General features: G+C 34.5%; 17 protein-coding genes and 2 tRNA genes. 14 read left to right on the top strand and 5 right to left on the bottom strand.

Features of this window, described 5'->3' with window-relative positions; all coding sequences use genetic code 11:
• The first annotated feature begins 66 nt into the window (after positions 1-66).
• From ACKU4N_RS15350 to ACKU4N_RS15370, 5 genes are all read left to right on the top strand, one after another.
• Positions 67-615, top strand: a complete 549-nt coding sequence (locus ACKU4N_RS15350) for a hypothetical protein (RefSeq protein ID WP_321317819.1) — start codon at positions 67-69, stop codon at positions 613-615.
• 165 nt (positions 616-780) lie between these two features.
• Positions 781-1227 (top strand): thioredoxin family protein, encoded by a 447-nt coding sequence (locus ACKU4N_RS15355; RefSeq protein WP_321317820.1) that lies wholly within the window; start codon positions 781-783, stop codon positions 1225-1227.
• Positions 1228-1230: 3 nt separating this feature from the next.
• On the top strand, positions 1231-2289 hold the full coding sequence (locus ACKU4N_RS15360; protein ID WP_321317822.1) for an FAD:protein FMN transferase: 1059 nt from the start codon (positions 1231-1233) through the stop codon (positions 2287-2289).
• A complete protein-coding gene (locus tag ACKU4N_RS15365; protein WP_101308891.1) occupies positions 2267-2494 on the top strand; it encodes a DUF4266 domain-containing protein in 228 nt (75 codons plus the stop codon). Before ACKU4N_RS15360 ends, ACKU4N_RS15365 begins: the two co-directional genes overlap by 23 nt.
• Positions 2479-3768 (top strand): DUF3570 domain-containing protein, encoded by a 1290-nt coding sequence (locus tag ACKU4N_RS15370; RefSeq protein WP_321317826.1) that lies wholly within the window; start codon positions 2479-2481, stop codon positions 3766-3768. The genes ACKU4N_RS15365 and ACKU4N_RS15370 overlap by 16 nt, the downstream gene beginning before the upstream one ends.
• 133 nt (positions 3769-3901) lie before the next feature.
• On the opposite strand, the gene ACKU4N_RS15375 is transcribed toward ACKU4N_RS15370, so the two are convergent.
• The 3 genes from ACKU4N_RS15375 to ACKU4N_RS15385 form a co-directional block, all read right to left on the bottom strand.
• Positions 3902-3974, bottom strand: a tRNA-Gly gene (locus ACKU4N_RS15375).
• Between the two features lie 59 nt (positions 3975-4033).
• Positions 4034-4106: transfer RNA gene (locus ACKU4N_RS15380), tRNA-Gly, on the bottom strand.
• A gap of 195 nt (positions 4107-4301) precedes the next feature.
• Positions 4302-6515 carry a S9 family peptidase gene (locus ACKU4N_RS15385; protein ID WP_321317828.1) on the bottom strand — a complete coding sequence of 738 codons (2214 nt, stop codon included), beginning with the start codon at positions 6513-6515 and terminating at the stop codon, positions 4302-4304.
• 307 nt (positions 6516-6822) lie between these two features.
• Here ACKU4N_RS15385 and thrS point away from each other — a divergent pair, with 307 nt between their 5' ends.
• From thrS to ACKU4N_RS15420, 7 genes are all read left to right on the top strand, one after another.
• On the top strand, positions 6823-8775 hold the full coding sequence (gene thrS, locus ACKU4N_RS15390) for a threonine--tRNA ligase (protein ID WP_321317830.1): 1953 nt from the start codon (positions 6823-6825) through the stop codon (positions 8773-8775).
• Between the two features lie 21 nt (positions 8776-8796).
• Entirely contained in the window at positions 8797-9351 is a 555-nt protein-coding gene (gene infC, locus ACKU4N_RS15395) for a translation initiation factor IF-3 (RefSeq protein ID WP_321322750.1), read from the top strand.
• A 34-nt stretch (positions 9352-9385) separates the two neighbouring features.
• The gene (gene rpmI, locus ACKU4N_RS15400) at positions 9386-9583 is read left to right on the top strand and encodes a 50S ribosomal protein L35 (RefSeq protein ID WP_101308886.1); all 198 of its coding nucleotides are present in this window, start codon (positions 9386-9388) and stop codon (positions 9581-9583) included.
• Between the two features lie 92 nt (positions 9584-9675).
• Positions 9676-10029 carry a 50S ribosomal protein L20 gene (gene rplT / locus ACKU4N_RS15405; protein WP_101261379.1) on the top strand — a complete coding sequence of 118 codons (354 nt, stop codon included), beginning with the start codon at positions 9676-9678 and terminating at the stop codon, positions 10027-10029.
• A gap of 232 nt (positions 10030-10261) precedes the next feature.
• Positions 10262-10975: a 4-hydroxy-tetrahydrodipicolinate reductase gene (gene dapB / locus ACKU4N_RS15410; protein WP_321317837.1), complete on the top strand. Its 714-nt coding sequence runs from the start codon at positions 10262-10264 to the stop codon at positions 10973-10975.
• A gap of 56 nt (positions 10976-11031) precedes the next feature.
• The gene (gene lepB, locus ACKU4N_RS15415; RefSeq protein WP_321317839.1) at positions 11032-12420 is read left to right on the top strand and encodes a signal peptidase I; all 1389 of its coding nucleotides are present in this window, start codon (positions 11032-11034) and stop codon (positions 12418-12420) included.
• A gap of 95 nt (positions 12421-12515) precedes the next feature.
• Positions 12516-13163 (top strand): WbqC family protein, encoded by a 648-nt coding sequence (locus tag ACKU4N_RS15420; protein ID WP_321317841.1) that lies wholly within the window; start codon positions 12516-12518, stop codon positions 13161-13163.
• Here the strand turns inward: ACKU4N_RS15420 and ACKU4N_RS15425 are convergent.
• Together ACKU4N_RS15425 and ACKU4N_RS15430 are read right to left on the bottom strand one after the other, a co-directional pair.
• Positions 13152-13586: an NUDIX domain-containing protein gene (locus tag ACKU4N_RS15425; protein ID WP_321317843.1), complete on the bottom strand. Its 435-nt coding sequence runs from the start codon at positions 13584-13586 to the stop codon at positions 13152-13154. The two genes, ACKU4N_RS15420 and ACKU4N_RS15425, sit on opposite strands and share 12 nt — an antisense overlap.
• A gap of 33 nt (positions 13587-13619) precedes the next feature.
• Entirely contained in the window at positions 13620-14414 is a 795-nt protein-coding gene (locus ACKU4N_RS15430; RefSeq protein ID WP_321317844.1) for a C40 family peptidase, read from the bottom strand.
• Positions 14415-14602: 188 nt separating this feature from the next.
• Between ACKU4N_RS15430 and ACKU4N_RS15435 the strand changes: the two genes are divergently transcribed.
• Together ACKU4N_RS15435 and ACKU4N_RS15440 are read left to right on the top strand one after the other, a co-directional pair.
• Positions 14603-16726: an HD family phosphohydrolase gene (locus ACKU4N_RS15435; protein WP_321317845.1), complete on the top strand. Its 2124-nt coding sequence runs from the start codon at positions 14603-14605 to the stop codon at positions 16724-16726.
• A 299-nt stretch (positions 16727-17025) separates the two neighbouring features.
• Positions 17026-18675 carry a Zn-dependent hydrolase gene (locus ACKU4N_RS15440; RefSeq protein ID WP_321317846.1) on the top strand — a complete coding sequence of 550 codons (1650 nt, stop codon included), beginning with the start codon at positions 17026-17028 and terminating at the stop codon, positions 18673-18675.
• Positions 18676-18754 lie beyond the last annotated feature (79 nt).

The following is an 18754-nucleotide window of genomic DNA, read 5'->3' on the forward strand; positions in this document are numbered from 1 at the left end:
CTTTGTTTAATGTCCTTTGGAGATGAAATTCATTTTCTATCTTTGCCGGATATTATTACAGAACACATGGCAGAAAACAAAAAAGATTACTCCTACCTGGATAAATTGGCAGTTCAACCTGAAAAATGGAATGAATTAGACAAAAATGAATTTCAAGTGATGACATTCAGAACCTGTTTTCTTTATGGTGAAAGTCAAAACAAGAAGATGATCCCGGTTCTGTTCCAGATGTACGATCATCTTCAATTAAACACCAGCAGCGCAGAAAGAATTAAAATGCTAACTGCTTTTAGTGCTGCCATCCGAAAAAATAAACCAAAAGCGATCATGGGTTTGTTTCCTTTTATTCAAGTTGAAGAAGAAGGAGATGTTATAAGAACAGCAAGTCAATTTTTCGTGAATCTATCTGTTATATCCAATAAAGAATATAGCTCTGGAGCTAAAATTTTAATTGAACTTGTAAAAGATGCACCACAAGATCGTAAGTCTGCTTACATACTTCTTGGCCTTTTGGATATCAACAATGAAAAAATTGACAAATTGGTTTCTCTACTAAAACCAATAATTGGCAACGAGGCAAAAAGCATTTTACACAACAATGGCATTAGCTTATAAAGGTGTTTAATAATATCTTTCGCAACTGTACAATCTAAATATGTTTATTTTTGCATCTTTTAACAATTTAATTACATCGCACAAGACATATTTTTCATAGATTTGATTTATTAAAAATAAATACTGAAATTAAAGTATCTATACTTATAGTAAATAATGACATTTATGAAGAAAATTATAAAAACATCACTGCTGCTTATTTGCTTAACCTTTTTCTATGGTGCATCAGCAATGGCGCAAAACAATTTAGAAGAAGCCTTACAAAAAGCAAAAACAGAAAACAAAACCATATTCCTTAACTTCTCTGGCTCGGATTGGTGCAGATCATGCATTCTGCTTAAAAAGACAATTTTAAATACAGATAAATTCAAAAAATTTGCAGAAGAAAAATTAGTCATTCTAGACGTAGACTTCCCTCGCTTGAAAAAGAATAAATTATCGAAAAAGCAAACTATTATTAATGAATCTTTAGCTGCCAACTACAATTCAAATGGACAATTTCCAACCATCATTCTAATGAATTCGGATGCAAAAGTTATCGGGAAAACAGGATACAAAAAAATTTCTCCTGAAGCCTACATTAAACACATCCAATCTCTTATCGCACAATAAAGCATGAAACAATTTGGCATCTTATTACTTCTAATGACGGGAGCCTTGTTTTCAGCTTCATCTCAAAATAATAAATCGTATACCGAAGTATTGTTACTAATGGGATCTCGTTTTGAAATGACAGCTGTAACAAGTGATGAAAATCAAGCCAGACTGGCCATAAAAACAGGTATTGATGAAATTAAACGAATTGAGCTCCTAATCTCATCATGGGATGCAAATTCACAAACCAGTAAAATAATTGCCAATGCTGGAATCAAACCCGTTGTGGTCGATCAGGAACTTTTCAATTTGATTCGTCGATCGATTAAAATTTCTAATCTTACCCACGGTGCTTTTGATATTAGTTACGCCTCAATGGATAAAATATGGAAATTTGACGGCAGTATGAAAAGCATGCCCGACTCAGTATCTGTTACTGCTTCAGTCTCAAAAATAAATTACAAAAACATTATTCTTGATGAAGAAAAACACAGCGTATTCCTAAAAAAAGCCGGAATGAAAATAGGCTTTGGAGCCATAGGTAAAGGATATGCTGCAAATAAGGCTCTTGAATTGATGGCGAAAATGAATTTAGACGGAGCACTTGTAAATGCATCAGGAGATTTAATTAGCTGGGGAAAAGATGAAGGTGGTAAAGATTGGAAAATTGGTATCACAAACCCCAAGAACAAAAACCAGATTTACTCCTGGCTAACAATTGGAGAAACAGCCGTTGTAACATCAGGAAACTATGAGAAGTTTGTTGAATTCAATGGCGTAAAATACAGTCATATTATCGATCCAAGAACAGGTTATCCTGTGAAGGGCTTAAGCAGTGTTACAGTTATTTGTCCCAATGCAGAACTGGCTGATGCTCTGGCAACCTCTGTTTTTGTTTTAGGAAAAGACAATGGACTTGAATTAATTAATCGGTTAAATGGTATTGAGTGCATTTTAGTCACTGATGATCAAAAACTGATTACTTCAAACAATCTAAAACTGGAATATCAGAACAACAAAAAAAAAAATAATTATCAAATACAAATTGGAGAAACCAATGAAAAACAAAAGGAAAATTAACTTAGTCATCATGGGTTTATTTGCGATGATTGCAATGAACAGCTGTGTTTCAGTAGCAGCTTATCAAAAAACCTATTTAAATGATGAAGAAATGGCACTTCAGGCCAAAAAACTTGAAGTTTACGAATCAAACTTCCAGGCTTACCGAGAAGGTGCAGCAGGTGCCAATGGAGGAAAATCAGGAGGAGGATGCGGATGCAACTAAAAACTATTTTATCCCTAACATTGCTATTATCAGTAGTATTTGCAGTAAATGCCCAAACAGATAAAAACAGCATCGACGACAAACAAGAAAACAGTCGTAAAAAAGTAAAATCATCGGAAGATTACAAAGAGACCGAAGTGGATTTCCTGCTTAACTACTACGAGCAGGATGGCGATCATTCTCCTGTTACCGGCGGACAAGGAACCGAAGAATTAACTAATGTAGCCCCAAGCTTTGTGGTTCACATTCCTGTTGATTCCTTATCGAGCCTGAATTTAAATTTTGGTATTGATATCTATTCCTCAGCTTCGACTGACAATATCGATTACTTCGACACTCACAAAACATCTGCTTCGAGTATGGATGCAAGAGCTCATATTAATGCATCTTATTCTCACACTTTAGCTAATTCGGGCAATGCTTACAGCGTTCTAGCCGGATTCTCGCAGGAGTTTGATGTTAGCTCATATCATGCAGGTGGTTCATACACCATCAATTCTAAAGATCAGAACAGATCTCTTACCATTGATGGATTGTATATGAGCGATAAATGGAAATTACTTTATCCTACAGAATTAAGAGGTACTAGCAGTGCAAATCTTAAAGATGACGTGCGTGCAACCTTAAAATTTGGCTTATCATACTCTCAAGTAATCAATAAACGTTCACAGGCCTTATTTTCAATGGAAGTAGTTTCACAAAGCGGACTGTTATCCACTCCATTTCACCGGGTATTTTTTGATGATGCTTCTGCTTTTGCAGATAACAAAAATGAGTTGGCAACAAGGAGTCATATAGAACATCTTGATGACAGTCGAACCAAAATCCCTATCTCGATAAGATGGAACTACTATTTAAGCGATTTTATCCGATTAAAAACCTTCTATCGATACTATTCTGATTCATGGGGAATTTCAGCTCATACAGCAAGCATAGAACTTCCAATGACGGTAAGTCCATCGTTTATCGTTTCGCCGTTTTTTAGATATCACAATCAAACTGCTGCTGATGATTTCTATAAGTTCGGACAAGCCAGCGCATCAAACACTCCTGAATTTTATACTTCGGATTACGATTTATCGGATTTTAACAGCTATAAAGTTGGTGTTGGCTTTCAATATTCACCGGTTATGGGAATTTGCAATTTTAAATCTCCTCTGCGGAAAAATAAAACTGGTCAATTAAAAAGAATTGGATTGCGAACTGCCTACTATGACCGAAGTGATGGTTTAAATGCTTGGTTAGTTAGCTTAGATTTTGGATTCACATTCTAACAACTGATATATTATACCAATTTAATAGTGAATGGATTGCTTCTATAGTAGTCCTTTTTTTTTGATTCAAAAATACCATCCAAATTATAAAGCATAAAAAAACTGTTCCATATTGATGAAACAGTTTTAACTGAGCGAGAAACGAGACTCGAACTCGCGACCCCAACCTTGGCAAGGTTGTGCTCTACCAACTGAGCTATTCTCGCATTTTCCTTTTAACAAAACACCAATTACTGAACAAAAGGATAAACTTCAATAATCATTGAGCGAGAAACGAGACTCGAACTCGCGACCCCAACCTTGGCAAGGTTGTGCTCTACCAACTGAGCTATTCTCGCATATTAATAAGAACCGTTGTTCCTACTATTAGCGTTGCAAATATAGATATTCCAATGCTTTTGACAAGAGATTTTTAAAAAAAAATATCAAAAAAAGAATACTGACACAGCTAAAAAACTGACTATTTGAGCAAAAGGAAAGAGGAAATCACCAAAAACAATTTCCTCTTTCCAATTCATTTGTCATTTTACTGACTATAAATTATCTTTTAAAAACTTATTGAATCGATTATACAAATGCAATCTTGTTTTGCCACCATATATACTATGATTCCTATTGGTATAAACCTGCATTTCAAATTGCTTATCTGCCTGCACCAAACGCTCTGTCAACTCATAAGTATTCTGAATGTGAACATTATCATCAGCCGTTCCATGGCAAAGCAAAAGCGATCCTTTCAATTTATCAACATGATTAATAGGTGAATTATCATCATATCCATTGGCATTTTCCTGAGGGGTTCTCATAAACCTCTCGGTATAAACAGAATCGTAATACCGCCAGTTCGTTACCGGTGCAACAGCAATTGCAGCAGCAAATACATCACTTCCCTTCTCCAAACAAAGTGTAGACATGAAACCTCCGTAACTCCATCCCCAAATAGCAATTCTATTCTCATCTGTAAAACTTTCATTGGCTAAGCTGCGGGCTGCGGAAATCTGATCGTCTGATTCCAACCTTCCCAATTGCATGTAGGTGCATTTTCTAAACATTTGTCCCCGGGCACCTGTACCTCTAGGATCCACACAAACAACAACATATCCTTCCTGAGCTAAATATTGGTACCAATCAAAACTCCATGAATTAAGAACACTTTGCGAGTTTGGCCCGCTGTATTGTGTCATTAAAACAGGATATTTTTTTGATGGATCAAAATCAAATGGCTTAATCATCCAAGCATTCAGCATCGTCATTCCATCGGCAGCAGGAAGCATTGTGAATTCTTTTGGCGAATACTGATACTCCTTTAATTTGGCAACCAACTCCTCATTGTTTTCCAAGACCCGAATCATTTTACCTTTGCTATTAAACAGACTAACAGTTTCGGGTTGAGTTATACTGGAAAAATAATTGATATAATATTTATAACCGTTGCTAAAAACAGTATTATTAGTTCCTTTATCAGGAGTGAGCATTTTTTTTGCCGTGCCATTTAATTTCACCGAATAAACATTTCTATCCATTGGCGATACTTCGGCTGATTGATAGTAGCAAACCTGATTTTTTTCATCAAATCCTATAAAATCAGTTACATCCCAATCCCCATTTGTTATTTGCTGTACTGATTTACCTGTCACCATGTCAAACAAATACAAATGATTGAATCCATCCTTTTCGTCCAAATAAATAAAATGCCTGCCATCATTTAAATAGGTTAAGAAATCAAAATTTCCTTCCTCGATGTAATACTTATTCTCTTGTGTATACATTATATTCGAACTACCGGTTCTAGCATTAGCAAGCAACAGTTCCAGTTTATTCTGATGACGATTCAATCGATAAATACTTAGCATTTTAGGATCCTGAGTCCATTTAATGCGGGGAATGTACTGATCCTTCTCCTCACCCACATCCATTCTTTTCGTAATTCGGTCTTCAATATTATAAACAAACACCTCAACCGTTGAATTCTTCTCTCCTGCTTTTGGGTATTTATAAGTATAATTTTCGGGATACAAAGCATTCTCTTTTATCTGTGGATATAAACCTTCAAATTTATTCATATTGAACATCTTCACATCGCCTTCATTAAATTTCATATAAGCAAGAAACTCACTATTGGGAGACCATTCAAAAGCCCTGTTAAATTCAAACTCTTCCTCATAAACCCAGTCAGGTGTTCCGTTTTGTATCTTATTCCATTCCCCATCCTTTGTGATTCTAATTTCAGAACCAAACAAAACATTATGAATATACAGATTATTATCACGAACAAAAGCAATCCGATTGCCATTCGGCGAAAAAGTAGCCAAACGCTGCTTTCCATTCTTCGACAAAGGAACCAACTCTCTGTTTTTAAAAGAGAACACAAAATAATCAGCAGTAAAAGAACGTCGGTATATGCGCTCCGGATTTGTCATTAACAGAATACGGCTTTCATCAGCACTAAACTCATATTCATTAATGCTCTTTATTTCCACATCTTTTATTTGATTCAAATTCAACAAAGTATCTACAACCTTGCCTGTAGCATAACTGTATTTCACAATTTTAGTACCACCTTCTTCTAATGTTGTGTAATGAATACCATCTTTCATCGATAGTAATCCTTGAACAGATTTCTGACTAAAAGTGCCGTTAAGCATCAAATCCTCCATGCTTATCTTCTGATTTTCAGTCTGTGAAAAAGACAAAAAACCAAAACACATAAGGATGCAGAAAGTTAATATCTGTCGACTTATCTTCATAATTTTAAATTTTAGTATCGGTTGTTTATTAATCTCTCAAAGATTCCACTTTTTTACAGAAAAGAAAAATTACTACTTGATAATTATTTGTTACCACGCATCATTTGTTTAATTTTACTCATTGTCATTCTTCCTTATCGGGTAAAAAGACTACTCCGCTTCCAACTGTTAAGAATAAAACCGTAAAAATTTTCAGACATTATTCTTACAATACCCAAATATTGGCAAGCAAATTCATCTGAAAATTAAGTAGAAAGTTATATCTTTGTGGATTGAATAAAAAAAAACAAATTTTTAAAATTATATAATGATTAAAATTACATTTCCGGATAATTCTGTAAAAGAGTTTGAAGCAGGGATTTCTGGCCTTGGTATTGCCAGAAGTCTAAGTAACAGCCTTGCCAAAGAAGTTTTATCTATAACTGTAAATGATGAAATTTGGGATATCTCTCGTCCAATAAACGAAGACTCAAACATTAAATTACATACTTGGGATGATGCTGAAGGTAAGTATGCGTTTTGGCATAGCTCAGCTCACCTTATGGCAGAAGCATTGGAAGCATTATATCCCGGAGTGAAATTTGGTATTGGTCCGGCTATTGAAATGGGCTTTTATTACGATGTTGACTTAGGAAACGGAATGGTTCTTTCCGATAAAGATCTTCCTAAGATTGAACAAAAAATGCTCGAACTTGCTCGAAACAAGAGTGAATACAAGCGTACAGATGTTACCAAGGAAGAAGCTATTTCGTTTTTTAAAGAAAAAAACGAAGAATACAAACTGGAGTTAATCAATGATCTGGAAGACGGCACCATCAGTTTCTATAAACAAGGAAATTTTACTGACTTGTGCAGAGGACCACACTTGCCTAACACCAGCTATATTAAGGCCATCAAATTAAACTCTATTGCGGGAGCTTACTGGAGAGGTGATGAAAAACGCCCGCAGCTTACACGTGTTTACGGAATTACTTTCCCTAAAAAGAAATACCTTGATGAATACGTGATAATGATGGAAGAAGCCAAAAAACGCGACCACAGAAAACTTGGGAAAGAAATGGAACTATTCACTTTCTCTCAAAATGTGGGTCAGGGAATGCCATTGTGGTTACCAAAAGGTGCACAGTTAAGAGAAAGTTTAGAAACTTTCTTGAAACGCGTACAGAAAAAATTTGGATACGAGCAGGTTATTACTCCTCATATTGGAAACATAAACTTGTATAAAACGTCAGGTCATTACGAAAAATACGGTGAAGATTCATTTCAGGCAATTCAAACTCCTCAAGAAGGAGAAGAATATCTGCTAAAACCAATGAACTGCCCGCATCATTGCGAAATTTACAAATTCAAACCTCGTTCATATAAAGATCTGCCTGTTAGATATGCCGAATTTGGTACTGTATATCGCTACGAACAAAGTGGAGAATTGCACGGCTTAACCCGTGTTAGAAGTTTCACACAAGATGATGCTCACTTGTTCTGTACACCAGATCAATTGAAAGATGAATTCAAGAAAGTTATCGATATCATTTTCATTATCTTTAAAGCACTAAACTTTACAGACTACACTGCTCAAATATCTTTACGCGATAAAGTAAACCGGGAAAAGTATATTGGCAACGACGAAAATTGGGATAAAGCAGAACAAGCCATTATCGAAGCGGCTGAAGAAAAAGGCTTAAATACCGTTGTTGAATATGGAGAAGCGGCTTTTTATGGTCCGAAACTCGATTTCATGATTAAAGATGCAATTGGCCGTAAATGGCAGCTGGGAACCATACAAGTTGATTACAACTTACCGGAACGATTCGAGTTAGAATACGTTGGCAGTGATAATCAGAAACATCGACCTATCATGATCCACAGGGCTCCATTTGGTTCTATGGAAAGATTTGTTGCCGTTTTACTGGAGCATACTGGTGGTAAATTTCCTTTATGGTTAACACCTGAACAGGTTGTTATTATGCCAATTAGCGAAAAATATAACGATTATGCCCAAAAAGTTTTAAATTCGTTAAATAATTCCGATATTCGCGCCGTATTAGATGATCGCAATGAGAAAATCGGTCGAAAAATCCGTGACAGCGAATTGAAAAAGACCCCATACCTTATAATTGTAGGCGAAAAGGAAGCTACCGAGGGTACTGTTTCTGTTCGCAGACAAGGAGAAGGTGATTTGGGTTCTCAGAGCATTCAGGAATTTACAGATTTTATAAATAAAGAAGTAGAAGATCAAATGTCTTCTATTGAAAAATACTAACTTAATTAGGAGGACCTAGACATAGCTGGATTTCAACATAAAAACAACAGGGGGCCAAGAAAACCTCAGGAAGCTCTACACAAAATTAATAAATTAATTAGGGCACGTAGCGTTCGCGTTGTTGGAGAGAACGTAGAACCAGGAGTTTATTCTATTGCTGAAGCATTAAAATTTGCTGAGGAACAGGAATTGGACTTAATTGAAATTTCACCAAATGCCGATCCACCAGTCTGTAAGATTTCTGATTACCAAAAGTATCTTTATCAGCAGAAAAAGAAACAAAAGGAATTAAAGGCTAAAGCGGTTAAAGTTGTAGTGAAAGAAATTCGTTTCGGACCAAATACCGACGAACATGATTACAATTTTAAATTAAAGCATGCCGAAAAATTCTTAACTGAAGGTTCGAAGGTAAAGGCTTATGTTTTCTTTAAAGGTCGATCAATCCTTTTTAAAGACAAAGGTGAGATTCTTTTATTAAAATTTGCTCAGGATCTTGAAGAGCTTGGTAAAGTTGAACAACTGCCAAGATTAGAAGGAAAACGTATGACCATGTTTTTAACACCAAAGAAAAAGTAAAGTAATTTATATATAATCAATAATTAGTTGTACAATGCCTAAGATGAAAACAAATAGCAGCGCAAAGAAAAGATTTACTTTGACTGCATCTGGAAAAATCAAAAGAAAGCACGCTTTTAAAAGTCATATTTTGACTAAAAAAAGCACTAAAAGAAAGAGAAATCTTACTTACTTTGGTTCTGTAAATAAAGCAGACCAGAAAAACGTTAAGTTAATGCTTAATATGTTGTAAAAATCAGTATTTGATTTTTAAAGTTTATTAACCGGGTGATTTAGCAAAAAAGAGTCCTTAAATGGAACGCTAACATTCTAAAAACAGAAACAATGCCTAGATCAGTAAATTCTGTAGCTTCAAGAGCTAGAAGAAAAAAGATTTTAAAAGAAACCAGAGGTAACTTTGGTGCAAGAGCTAACGTTTGGACGGTAGCAAAAAACACATGGGAAAAAGGTTTGCAGTATGCATACCGTGATAGAAAAAAGAAGAAATCAAACTTCAGAGCATTGTGGATTCAGCGTATCAATGCTGCTGCCAGACTAGAAGGTTTGTCATATTCACAATTGATTGGTTTGATGCATAAAGCTAACATCGAAATTAACCGTAAGGTTCTAGCTGATTTGGCAATGAATCATCCTGAAGCATTTAAAGCTGTTGTTGGAAAAGCTCAGACAGCTAAATAACATTATAAATTATTTACTTTAGAACGGGATTGTTTTGTACAATCCCGTTTTTTTTTGTTTATCTCCTAAATCCAAATGCTTAATGGGGTCTTAATACTGATTATCGAAAAAGCATTTTCAAATAAGACAATAATCGACTCTTAGCAGTTTATTATGCCTTGGATTTATTATTTTTGAAATCATTAAACAGGAGTAAAACCATTAGCCATACAAGCTCCTAAAAAAAACACACATGAGAATAGCACTTATTGGGTACGGAAAAATGGGCAAGGAAATTGAACAAATTGCTCTAACCCGGGGCCATCAAATAGGATTAATAATTGATCAGGAAAATCAAGCCGATTTGCATACTGAGAACCTTAAAAATATTGATGTTGCAATTGAATTTACAAATCCTGATTCAGCCTTTAGCAACTATCAGATTTGCTTTGAAGCCAATGTTCCCGTTGTATCTGGCACAACAGGATGGCTGGATAAAATAGATTTAATTAAAGAAAAATGTCAGCTAGGCAGTGGCTTTTTCTATGCCTCAAATTTTAGCTTAGGAGTAAATCTGTTCTTCGAACTCAATAAAAAACTAGCGTCACTTATGGCGCCTTTCAGCGAATACAATGCCGACATGGAAGAAATTCATCATATTCACAAGTTAGATTCGCCAAGCGGAACGGCAATTACTTTAGCTGAAGGAATTATTGAGAATCATCCAAAAAAAACAAAATGGATTGAAGCCACAAGTATGAAGGAAGACGAACTTAGTATATTTGCTAAGCGACATGGTTCTGTTCCGGGCACGCACTCAATTACCTGGCATTCAGAAGTTGATGAGATCAGTATTCAACATTTGGCTTATAGTAGAAAGGGCTTTGCTCTTGGTGCTGTTTTAGCCGCAGAATTCATGCCTGAAAAGAAAGGATTTTTTGGTATGAAAGATCTTTTAAAACTATAGTTCAGCATAACATCTGAAATAAAAAAAAATATAAGTAATCATTAAAAAAAAAATGAATGAGCAGTATACTAAGAAACAAATGGTTTAAATTTTCAATCGCTCTGATCGTCTGCCTGTTGATGATTATTTGGATAGGTAATTACTGGCTAATATTAGGCCTTCCCATCCTTTTTGATGTATATATTAGTAAAAAAGTGCATTGGGCTTTCTGGAAAAAAAGAGGTGTGAAAAAACAAAGTGCAATGGTAGAATGGGTTGACGCTATTATTTTTGCAATTGTAGCTGCGACCATTATTAGAATGTTCTTTATTGAAGCATATACAATCCCTACTTCATCAATGGAGAAATCCTTACTGGTAGGAGATTATCTTTTTGTGAGCAAAGTAGCATATGGACCAAAAATTCCAAACACGCCGCTATCCTTCCCTTTTGCACATCATACAATGCCTTTAACCAAATCAACTAAATCGTATCTGGAATGGATTCAATGGCCTTACAAACGCCTTGCCGGTATCAACGAAGTGAAAAGAAACGACGTTGTTGTATTCAACTTCCCTGCCGGTGATACTATTATCGTCGGAAGAGAAAATCCAGACTACTATACAAATTTAAGAGGTTTAGGTGATCAATTTATGTCTGATGACATGAAAAAAGGACGGACTCTTCAGTCAGAGAAAAAATATATTGATATGGCACGAAAGTATCTGGCTCAAAACACAGAAATAGCCACTCGTCCGGTAGACAAACAAGAGAACTACATCAAACGATGTGTAGGACTTCCAGGAGATACGCTATTATGCATAGACGGTGAATTGCATGTTAATGGTAAACCTCAGGATAAAATTGAGGATATGCAATACAACTACGTGGTTCGCACAAATGGAACTCCTATTAATCCAAGAAAACTGGAAGAACTAAACATTGCTAAAGCAGACATCGACCATCGAGGATCTGATTACAATCTTCCTCTTTCCCTTGGTAAAGTTGAAGAATTGAAAAAACTGAGCAATGTTGTTTCAATTATTAGAAGAAATTCAACTCTAGGTATTTCTGAAGATGTTTTTCCTTTCAGTGACCATTACACATGGAACAGAGACAATTTTGGACCATTAGTAATTCCTAAAAAAGGACAAACAGTTTCCCTTAATTTAGAGACTCTTCCTTTGTACGAAAGAGCAATTAATGCTTATGAGGGGAACGATTTAAAAGTTCAGGATTCTACGATTTATATCAATGGAAAAATTGCAACGGAATTTACATTTAAAATGGATTACTATTGGATGATGGGTGACAACAGACACATGTCAGCCGATTCCAGATACTGGGGATATGTTCCTGAAGATCATATCGTAGGAAAAGCTTCATTTATATGGCTTTCATTGGATAAAGACAAAACTGCTTTCAGTAAAATCAGATGGAACAGGGTTTTTAAATGGATTCACTAATCAACTAAGACAAAAATTATATGAAAGACACACATTGCGGTGTCTTTTTCTTTTCCTTATTTTTGTAGTTCTTATCAACAGTTTCAGAATAATCTATGAAAAACTCCAAAGTCTTACTGACAACATCTTTTTTTGCCCCCATTCAATATTACTGTAAATTAATTCAATACCCAGAAATCGTGATTGAACAATGGGAACATTATTCAAAACAGTCGTACAGAAACCGATGTAATATTTATGGAGCAAATGGTATTTTACCTCTATCCGTTCCAGTTGTAAAGGCAACAAATAAAAAGGTACTTACCAAGGATGTTAAGATATCATATGATACCAATTGGCAAAAATTGCACTGGAAAGGCATTGAGTCAGCCTACAAATCTTCTCCTTTTTACGAGTATTATATTGATGATTTAGAGTGCTTCTTCATTCAAAAATGGGATTATTTACTTGAATACAACAATGAAATCCAGAAAGAAATATTCGGTATTCTTGAGATCGAACCAAATATTCAGTTCACTGAGGACTTTGTTGATTTTGGCACATCTGAATATGATGATTTCCGGGAAAAGATACACCCGAAGTCTTCAAAATTAGAAACAAACAATACATTTACAGCAAAAAAATACACCCAAGTGTTTGGAGAAAAATATGGTTTTATTGAGAATCTGAGTATTTTAGATTTAATTTTCAATTTGGGACCAGACAGTCTAAGCTATCTGGAATCAATAAATTCAAATTTGTGATCGCTTCAGAATATCAGACAGAATAAGATCATGATCAAAAGCAAGAGCTGGCAATTTTTCGACAGATTGCCATTTTGCTTGCCTGGCATCATCTTCTCCTCTAACAGCCGGCAATTCATCTGACTCCATTGTTACAGTATAAACGATGGACACAGTTCTTCCCCTCGGATCACGGTCAACAGAACCATATGTTCTAAATTGTTCTAATCCGACACCAACAAAACCTGTCTCCTCTTTAAGTTCCCGATAAGCTGCCTCTTCTATATCTTCATCCATATCAACAAAACCACCAGGAAATGCCCACATATCCTGAAATGGAGGATCAGCTCTCTGAATTAGCAATATATAAAGCGAATTATTAGATTTGCAAAAAACAGCACAGTCTACAGTTAGTGCCGGCCGTGGATATTGATAAGTGTACATGATAGAATTCCGGAAATTGTTACTGAATAGAATTTACTGGTTAATAATTCTTTTAATCACTCTTAACTTATGAGTGTAACGCTTTTTATCGACATTAAATATTCCCTGATGATCTACATTATCAATGCGAACATTGCCAGAAGCATGAATAATTTTATGCCGGTCCCAAATAATACCAACATGAGTAATTTTTCCATCTTCATTATCAAAAAAAGCCAAATCACCAGGCAGGGCCTCTTCTACAAAAGTTAGAGTATCTCCAATTAAAACCTGCTGACTTGCATCCCTTGGCAAAACAATACCATTAAGCTTGTAAACAATTTGAGTTAATCCGGAACAATCTATTCCGTAAGGAGTTCTTCCTCCCCATAAATATGGGGAATTAAAATATTTTAAAGCACTTTCGATTATTGAATCACGCAAGTGCTCGGCAGAAGTATTTTCAGAAACTTTGCCCTGATAAAAATAATCCTTATCAGCAATTCGAAATGACTTCTTCTCCAAATCACAAAATGGGAATGAACTTCCAGGAACAATCAATTTATTAGAGTAATCCTGCTCCTGAAAAACCAAATTAAACGTATCATTAGCAACAACCTGAAGCTCCTTACTTAGTGTTTTAAATAGTTCTTCATCAATCGGAGTAATCATTTTGGTATCAACCCAACCTACGTAATTGTCAAACGCCAATCGAATTTTTGACCAGTTTTCGATATCTTCAAGAATCTCAAAATGCTCCCCAAATAATAATTGAGTTACCATTTCACTTCTTTCAGCCGGCTCTTTTCGGACAGGTATAATACTTAGATCGGAAATTCCGTAATTCATTTATTGTGTTATTTTAGCATACAAATCAAATATAAAGAATAAAATTATGTTTTTACATTTGGTTTCACAAAATTGCCAATAAAATAAGTCATCCAAAAGAAACAACGAATAGTTTTTAAGCACAAAATATTGCATTATTTTTATAATCAGAATTTCAAAATAAAACAGCATACAAATCGCAAACAGAAATGAATAAATACTTCAGGTGGATTCGACAGAATTTAAACAATATATACAGGTTTTTGATCACTTCGATAACCATTATTCTCATCACCCTATTGTTTCCTAATATTGGCAACTTCAAATACGAATACCAAAAAGGAAAACCATGGATGCACGAAACCTTAATTGCACCATTTGATTTTGCTCTTTTAAAAACTGAAAGTGAAATTTCGCAGGAGAAAGACAGCATATTGAACAAATTCTACCCTTTCTTTAAAAAAGATACTGCTGTAATTACAGAAATAACGAATAAATTCAATACTGATTTTGATAAGAAATTGAACCTGTTCACAAAGTCGGGTTCTTATAAAAAACTAAATAATTCGAATCAAACTACAAAAAAAGAATTCGCACAACTCAAAGAACATCTGATATCCAATCTCAATAAAATTTATGAATTTGGAATCGCAGATTTTCAAAATGAACAGAAAGAATTAGGCTACAAACGTCCAGATTTCATAAATAAATCAGTAAATAATTTAAACGAAGTTGTTCCTGTTGAAAATATATATACACCCAAAAGTGCATATCAATTTATCACGAATCAACTAAAAACAGATTTTCCTTCTTCTGCTTATCAGAGTTTTATTCAGGATTTAAACATTGACTCTTATCTTTTGCCTAATCTGTTTTACGATGCAACAATGTCTGAACAGGTTAAAGCCAGTATGTTGTCCATGGTATCCATTTCAAAAGGTATTATTGAATCTGGAACCCGGATTGTTCTTGTTGGTGATGTAATAGATGATCATACATTTCTTGTTTTAGAATCACTAAAAAAGGATTATGAAAATATTCTGGGATCGTCACAGAACCATTATTTAATCGTTATTGGACAATGCATGCTAATTATTTCATGTATTCTTTTACTGTTTCTTTATCTGCGAAATTTTAGAAAGCAAATCTTACATGACAACAAAAAACTACTCTTTATACTATTATTTGTGCTGCTATACGTTGCACTAACAACTCTTGTTCTTAAATTCACTAAAGTCAATGTCTACATCATTCCATTCGCGTTAATAACGATCGTTGTGAGAACTCTGATGGATAGTCGAACCGCTCTCTTTGTTTTTATAATAACCGTTTTGCTTACCGGATTTCTTGCCCCTAATGGCTTCGAATTTGTATTTCTTCAACTTTCAGCTGGTATTATGGCAATTTATAGCCTACCTAGATTAGAGCGCCGCGGACAGTTGGTATTAACGGGAATCATTACCTTCTTAACCTATAGCATTGTCTACTTTGCTTTTGCCATAACTCAAGAATCAAATATCGCTGACATTAAATGGATAAACTTCATGTTCTTTGCCATAAATTGCTTATCAATAACATTCTCTTACTCACTGATATACATTTTCGAAAAACTTTTTGGCTTTCTTTCTGATGTTACATTAATTGAGCTCTCGAATCAAAATCATCCGCTCTTACGCCAACTACTACAGCACTCTCCAGGAACTTTTCAGCATTGCCTGCAAGTAGCGAATTTAGCCGAAGCGGCTATCAATAAAATTGGTGGAAATCCTTTACTGGTTCGTACCGGAGCTTTATATCATGACATTGGAAAAATGAAACACCCGGCTTATTTTATTGAAAATCAATTAACAAACTCGAATCCTCATGACAAATTAGATTTTGATAAAAGTGCTCAGATTATAACTGATCATGTTAAATTTGGGGTTAAAATTGCAAAGAAACACAAGCTTCCTCAGCTAATTATAGATTTTATTGAAACCCATCATGGTGCCGGAAGAGTCCAGTATTTCTACACTTCATTTAAAAATAAATATCCTGACAAGGAAATTGATGAAGAAAAATTCACATATCCAGGTCCGGATCCTTTCACCAAAGAAACAGCAATACTAATGATGGCAGATTCCGTAGAAGCATCATCACGGAGTTTAAAAGAAAAAACGCCTGAAACGATACGGACTCTTATTGATAAAATAATTGACAAGCAAATTGCCGAAAACCGCTTCCAAAATGCTGATATTACTTTCAAAAATATCAATCAAGTCAAGGAAATTTTTACAAATGCTCTTATTAACGTTTATCATGCTCGAATTGAGTATCCCAAAGAGAATGAATAAATATTATGCCCACGTTTCTCCAATAATTTGATTTCAATCTATTTTCAATTGCCTGACAATAGATTGAAATCAAAAAAAAACAGCACCTGCAACAGAACACAAACATCTATATTTGTGACAATTAAACACAACCAAACATCTTGAATTTCATTTTTTTTCCTATTCAATTTTTTGTAACTTTTAACTAATCATATTCTTCAAATCGTTCTTAAACGACTTATCCATATTGACAAATTAAGGAAGCATTAAAATTGATATATAAGCTAATCACAGTATTTTAAATTCAAAACCCTATTGTTATGAATCGGAAACTGATATTTATATTTGGACTCATTATTTCGATCGTATTTGCTTTTTCCTGTCAACCAAAAAAAACTGAAGAGAAAGAAAAATACGACTCTGTAATGCAACGCAAATTGGCAAATTATGCAAAAGTTAAACTCTCCGCCGATTTAAGCAATCTTACTGCCAATCAAATAAAATTATTTTCTCAACTAATCAGAGTAGCAAATGCTATTGATGAAATTTATTGGTTGCAGGCATATGGTGATAAAAATCAACTCTTAAATGTGATTACTGATCCAGACATGAAGGAGTACGCAATGATCAATTACGGCCCATGGGATCGTTTAGATGGATTTGCTCCGTTCACCGATGATTTTCCTCCCCGCCCCTTAGGAATTGGTTTTTTTCCTGAAGATATAAATCAGGAAGAATTCTTCTCTTTAAAAAATGACAATAAATACAGTGCTTTTACAACACTAACCCGTACCGAAAATGGATTAATAAAGGTGTTACCTTACCACATAGCTTATCAAAACCACGTAAATAATGCTGTTTCAGCCTTAAAAAGTGCAGCCGAACTCTGCGAAACTGAAGATTTTAAGGAATACCTTTTGCAACGTGCTGAAGATTTACTTTCTGATAATTTTGAGAAAAGTGATCATTTGTGGATGAATTTGAAAGACAATCCCATCGATTTTATTGCAGGCCCTATTTCAAACACAGAAGATCATTTCATCTGGACAAAATATTCCTACGGTGCATTTATTTTATTAAGAAACAAACAATGGACTAAGGATGTTGAGAAATACTCTTTGCTACTTCCTTATTTGCAAAAAAGCCTTCCTGTATCCGATGAATATAAAAAAGAAACCCCCTCTGAATCGGCAGAAATCGTAATTTATGATGTTTTATACAATTCTGGTTATTGCAATGCAGGTAATAAACTAATTGGTTTAAACCTACCTATTGGCAACAGCATAACTACTTGCGCTAAAAAATTACATTTCAAGAATGTAATGCAAGCCAAATTTGACCAGATTCTTCAACCGATTACGAATTTAGTTATAGATGAAAAACAACGCAAACACGTATTATTTAAGTCATTTTTTTTAAATACAATTTTTTATGAAATAAGCGATGGTCTTGGAATCTCACAAACCATAAATGGAAAAGGTAGTGTAAAAGAAGCTTTAAAAGAACATTACAATGTAATAAATGAATTAAAAAATGATGTTCTTCGAATGTTTTTCCTTGGACAACTTACTGATATGGGCCAGATTGATGATGTTGAACTAATGGATAATTACGTTACTTATATGGCAGATGTATTTAGATCTATTCGTTTTGGAGTGAAGGATTCACAAGGAGTTGCCAATATGATTCGGTTTTACTATTTTGAAGAAAATGAGGCCTTTAAATACAATATAAAAAGTGGTACTTACAAAGTAAATTTTTACAAAATGAAAAAGGCCATTGAGTCATTATCAAAATTAGTTCTTGAAATACAAGGGAACGGTGATTATGAAACCGCAGATAAGCTGATTAAAACCAACGGATTTATTCGTAACGAGCTGTTACAAGACTTATATCGAATCCAACGGGCAAAAATCCCTAAAGATCTTGTTTACGATCAGGGTGAAAAAGTTATAATTTCGAGTAATTAATTTACATATTTAGTTAAAAAAAAGGCATTCTAAAGATGCCTTTTTTTATTTCCATTCCTCAGATGAAATATTTATCATA

Origin of the sequence: Labilibaculum sp. (assembly GCF_963664555.1) — a bacterium.
In the GTDB taxonomy this organism is placed as follows: Bacteria; Bacteroidota; Bacteroidia; order Bacteroidales; family Marinifilaceae; genus Labilibaculum.

Bases quoted from the DNA above. Each gene is read 5' to 3' on its own strand.
- ACKU4N_RS15365 (WP_101308891.1), top strand. From the start codon at position 2,267: ATGAAAAACAAAAGGAAAATTAACTTAGTCATCATGGGTTTATTTGCG.
- ACKU4N_RS15430 (WP_321317844.1), bottom strand. From the start codon at position 14,414: ATGAATTACGGAATTTCCGATCTAAGTATTATACCTGTCCGAAAAGAG.
- ACKU4N_RS15385 (WP_321317828.1), bottom strand. From the start codon at position 6,515: ATGAAGATAAGTCGACAGATATTAACTTTCTGCATCCTTATGTGTTTT.
- thrS (WP_321317830.1), top strand. From the start codon at position 6,823: ATGATTAAAATTACATTTCCGGATAATTCTGTAAAAGAGTTTGAAGCA.
- ACKU4N_RS15440 (WP_321317846.1), top strand. From the start codon at position 17,026: ATGAATCGGAAACTGATATTTATATTTGGACTCATTATTTCGATCGTA.
- ACKU4N_RS15360 (WP_321317822.1), top strand. From the start codon at position 1,231: ATGAAACAATTTGGCATCTTATTACTTCTAATGACGGGAGCCTTGTTT.
- ACKU4N_RS15425 (WP_321317843.1), bottom strand. From the start codon at position 13,586: ATGTACACTTATCAATATCCACGGCCGGCACTAACTGTAGACTGTGCT.
- ACKU4N_RS15355 (WP_321317820.1), top strand. From the start codon at position 781: ATGAAGAAAATTATAAAAACATCACTGCTGCTTATTTGCTTAACCTTT.
- ACKU4N_RS15435 (WP_321317845.1), top strand. From the start codon at position 14,603: ATGAATAAATACTTCAGGTGGATTCGACAGAATTTAAACAATATATAC.
- dapB (WP_321317837.1), top strand. From the start codon at position 10,262: ATGAGAATAGCACTTATTGGGTACGGAAAAATGGGCAAGGAAATTGAA.
- ACKU4N_RS15350 (WP_321317819.1), top strand. From the start codon at position 67: ATGGCAGAAAACAAAAAAGATTACTCCTACCTGGATAAATTGGCAGTT.
- rpmI (WP_101308886.1), top strand. From the start codon at position 9,386: ATGCCTAAGATGAAAACAAATAGCAGCGCAAAGAAAAGATTTACTTTG.
- lepB (WP_321317839.1), top strand. From the start codon at position 11,032: ATGAGCAGTATACTAAGAAACAAATGGTTTAAATTTTCAATCGCTCTG.
- ACKU4N_RS15370 (WP_321317826.1), top strand. From the start codon at position 2,479: ATGCGGATGCAACTAAAAACTATTTTATCCCTAACATTGCTATTATCA.
- rplT (WP_101261379.1), top strand. From the start codon at position 9,676: ATGCCTAGATCAGTAAATTCTGTAGCTTCAAGAGCTAGAAGAAAAAAG.
- ACKU4N_RS15420 (WP_321317841.1), top strand. From the start codon at position 12,516: ATGAAAAACTCCAAAGTCTTACTGACAACATCTTTTTTTGCCCCCATT.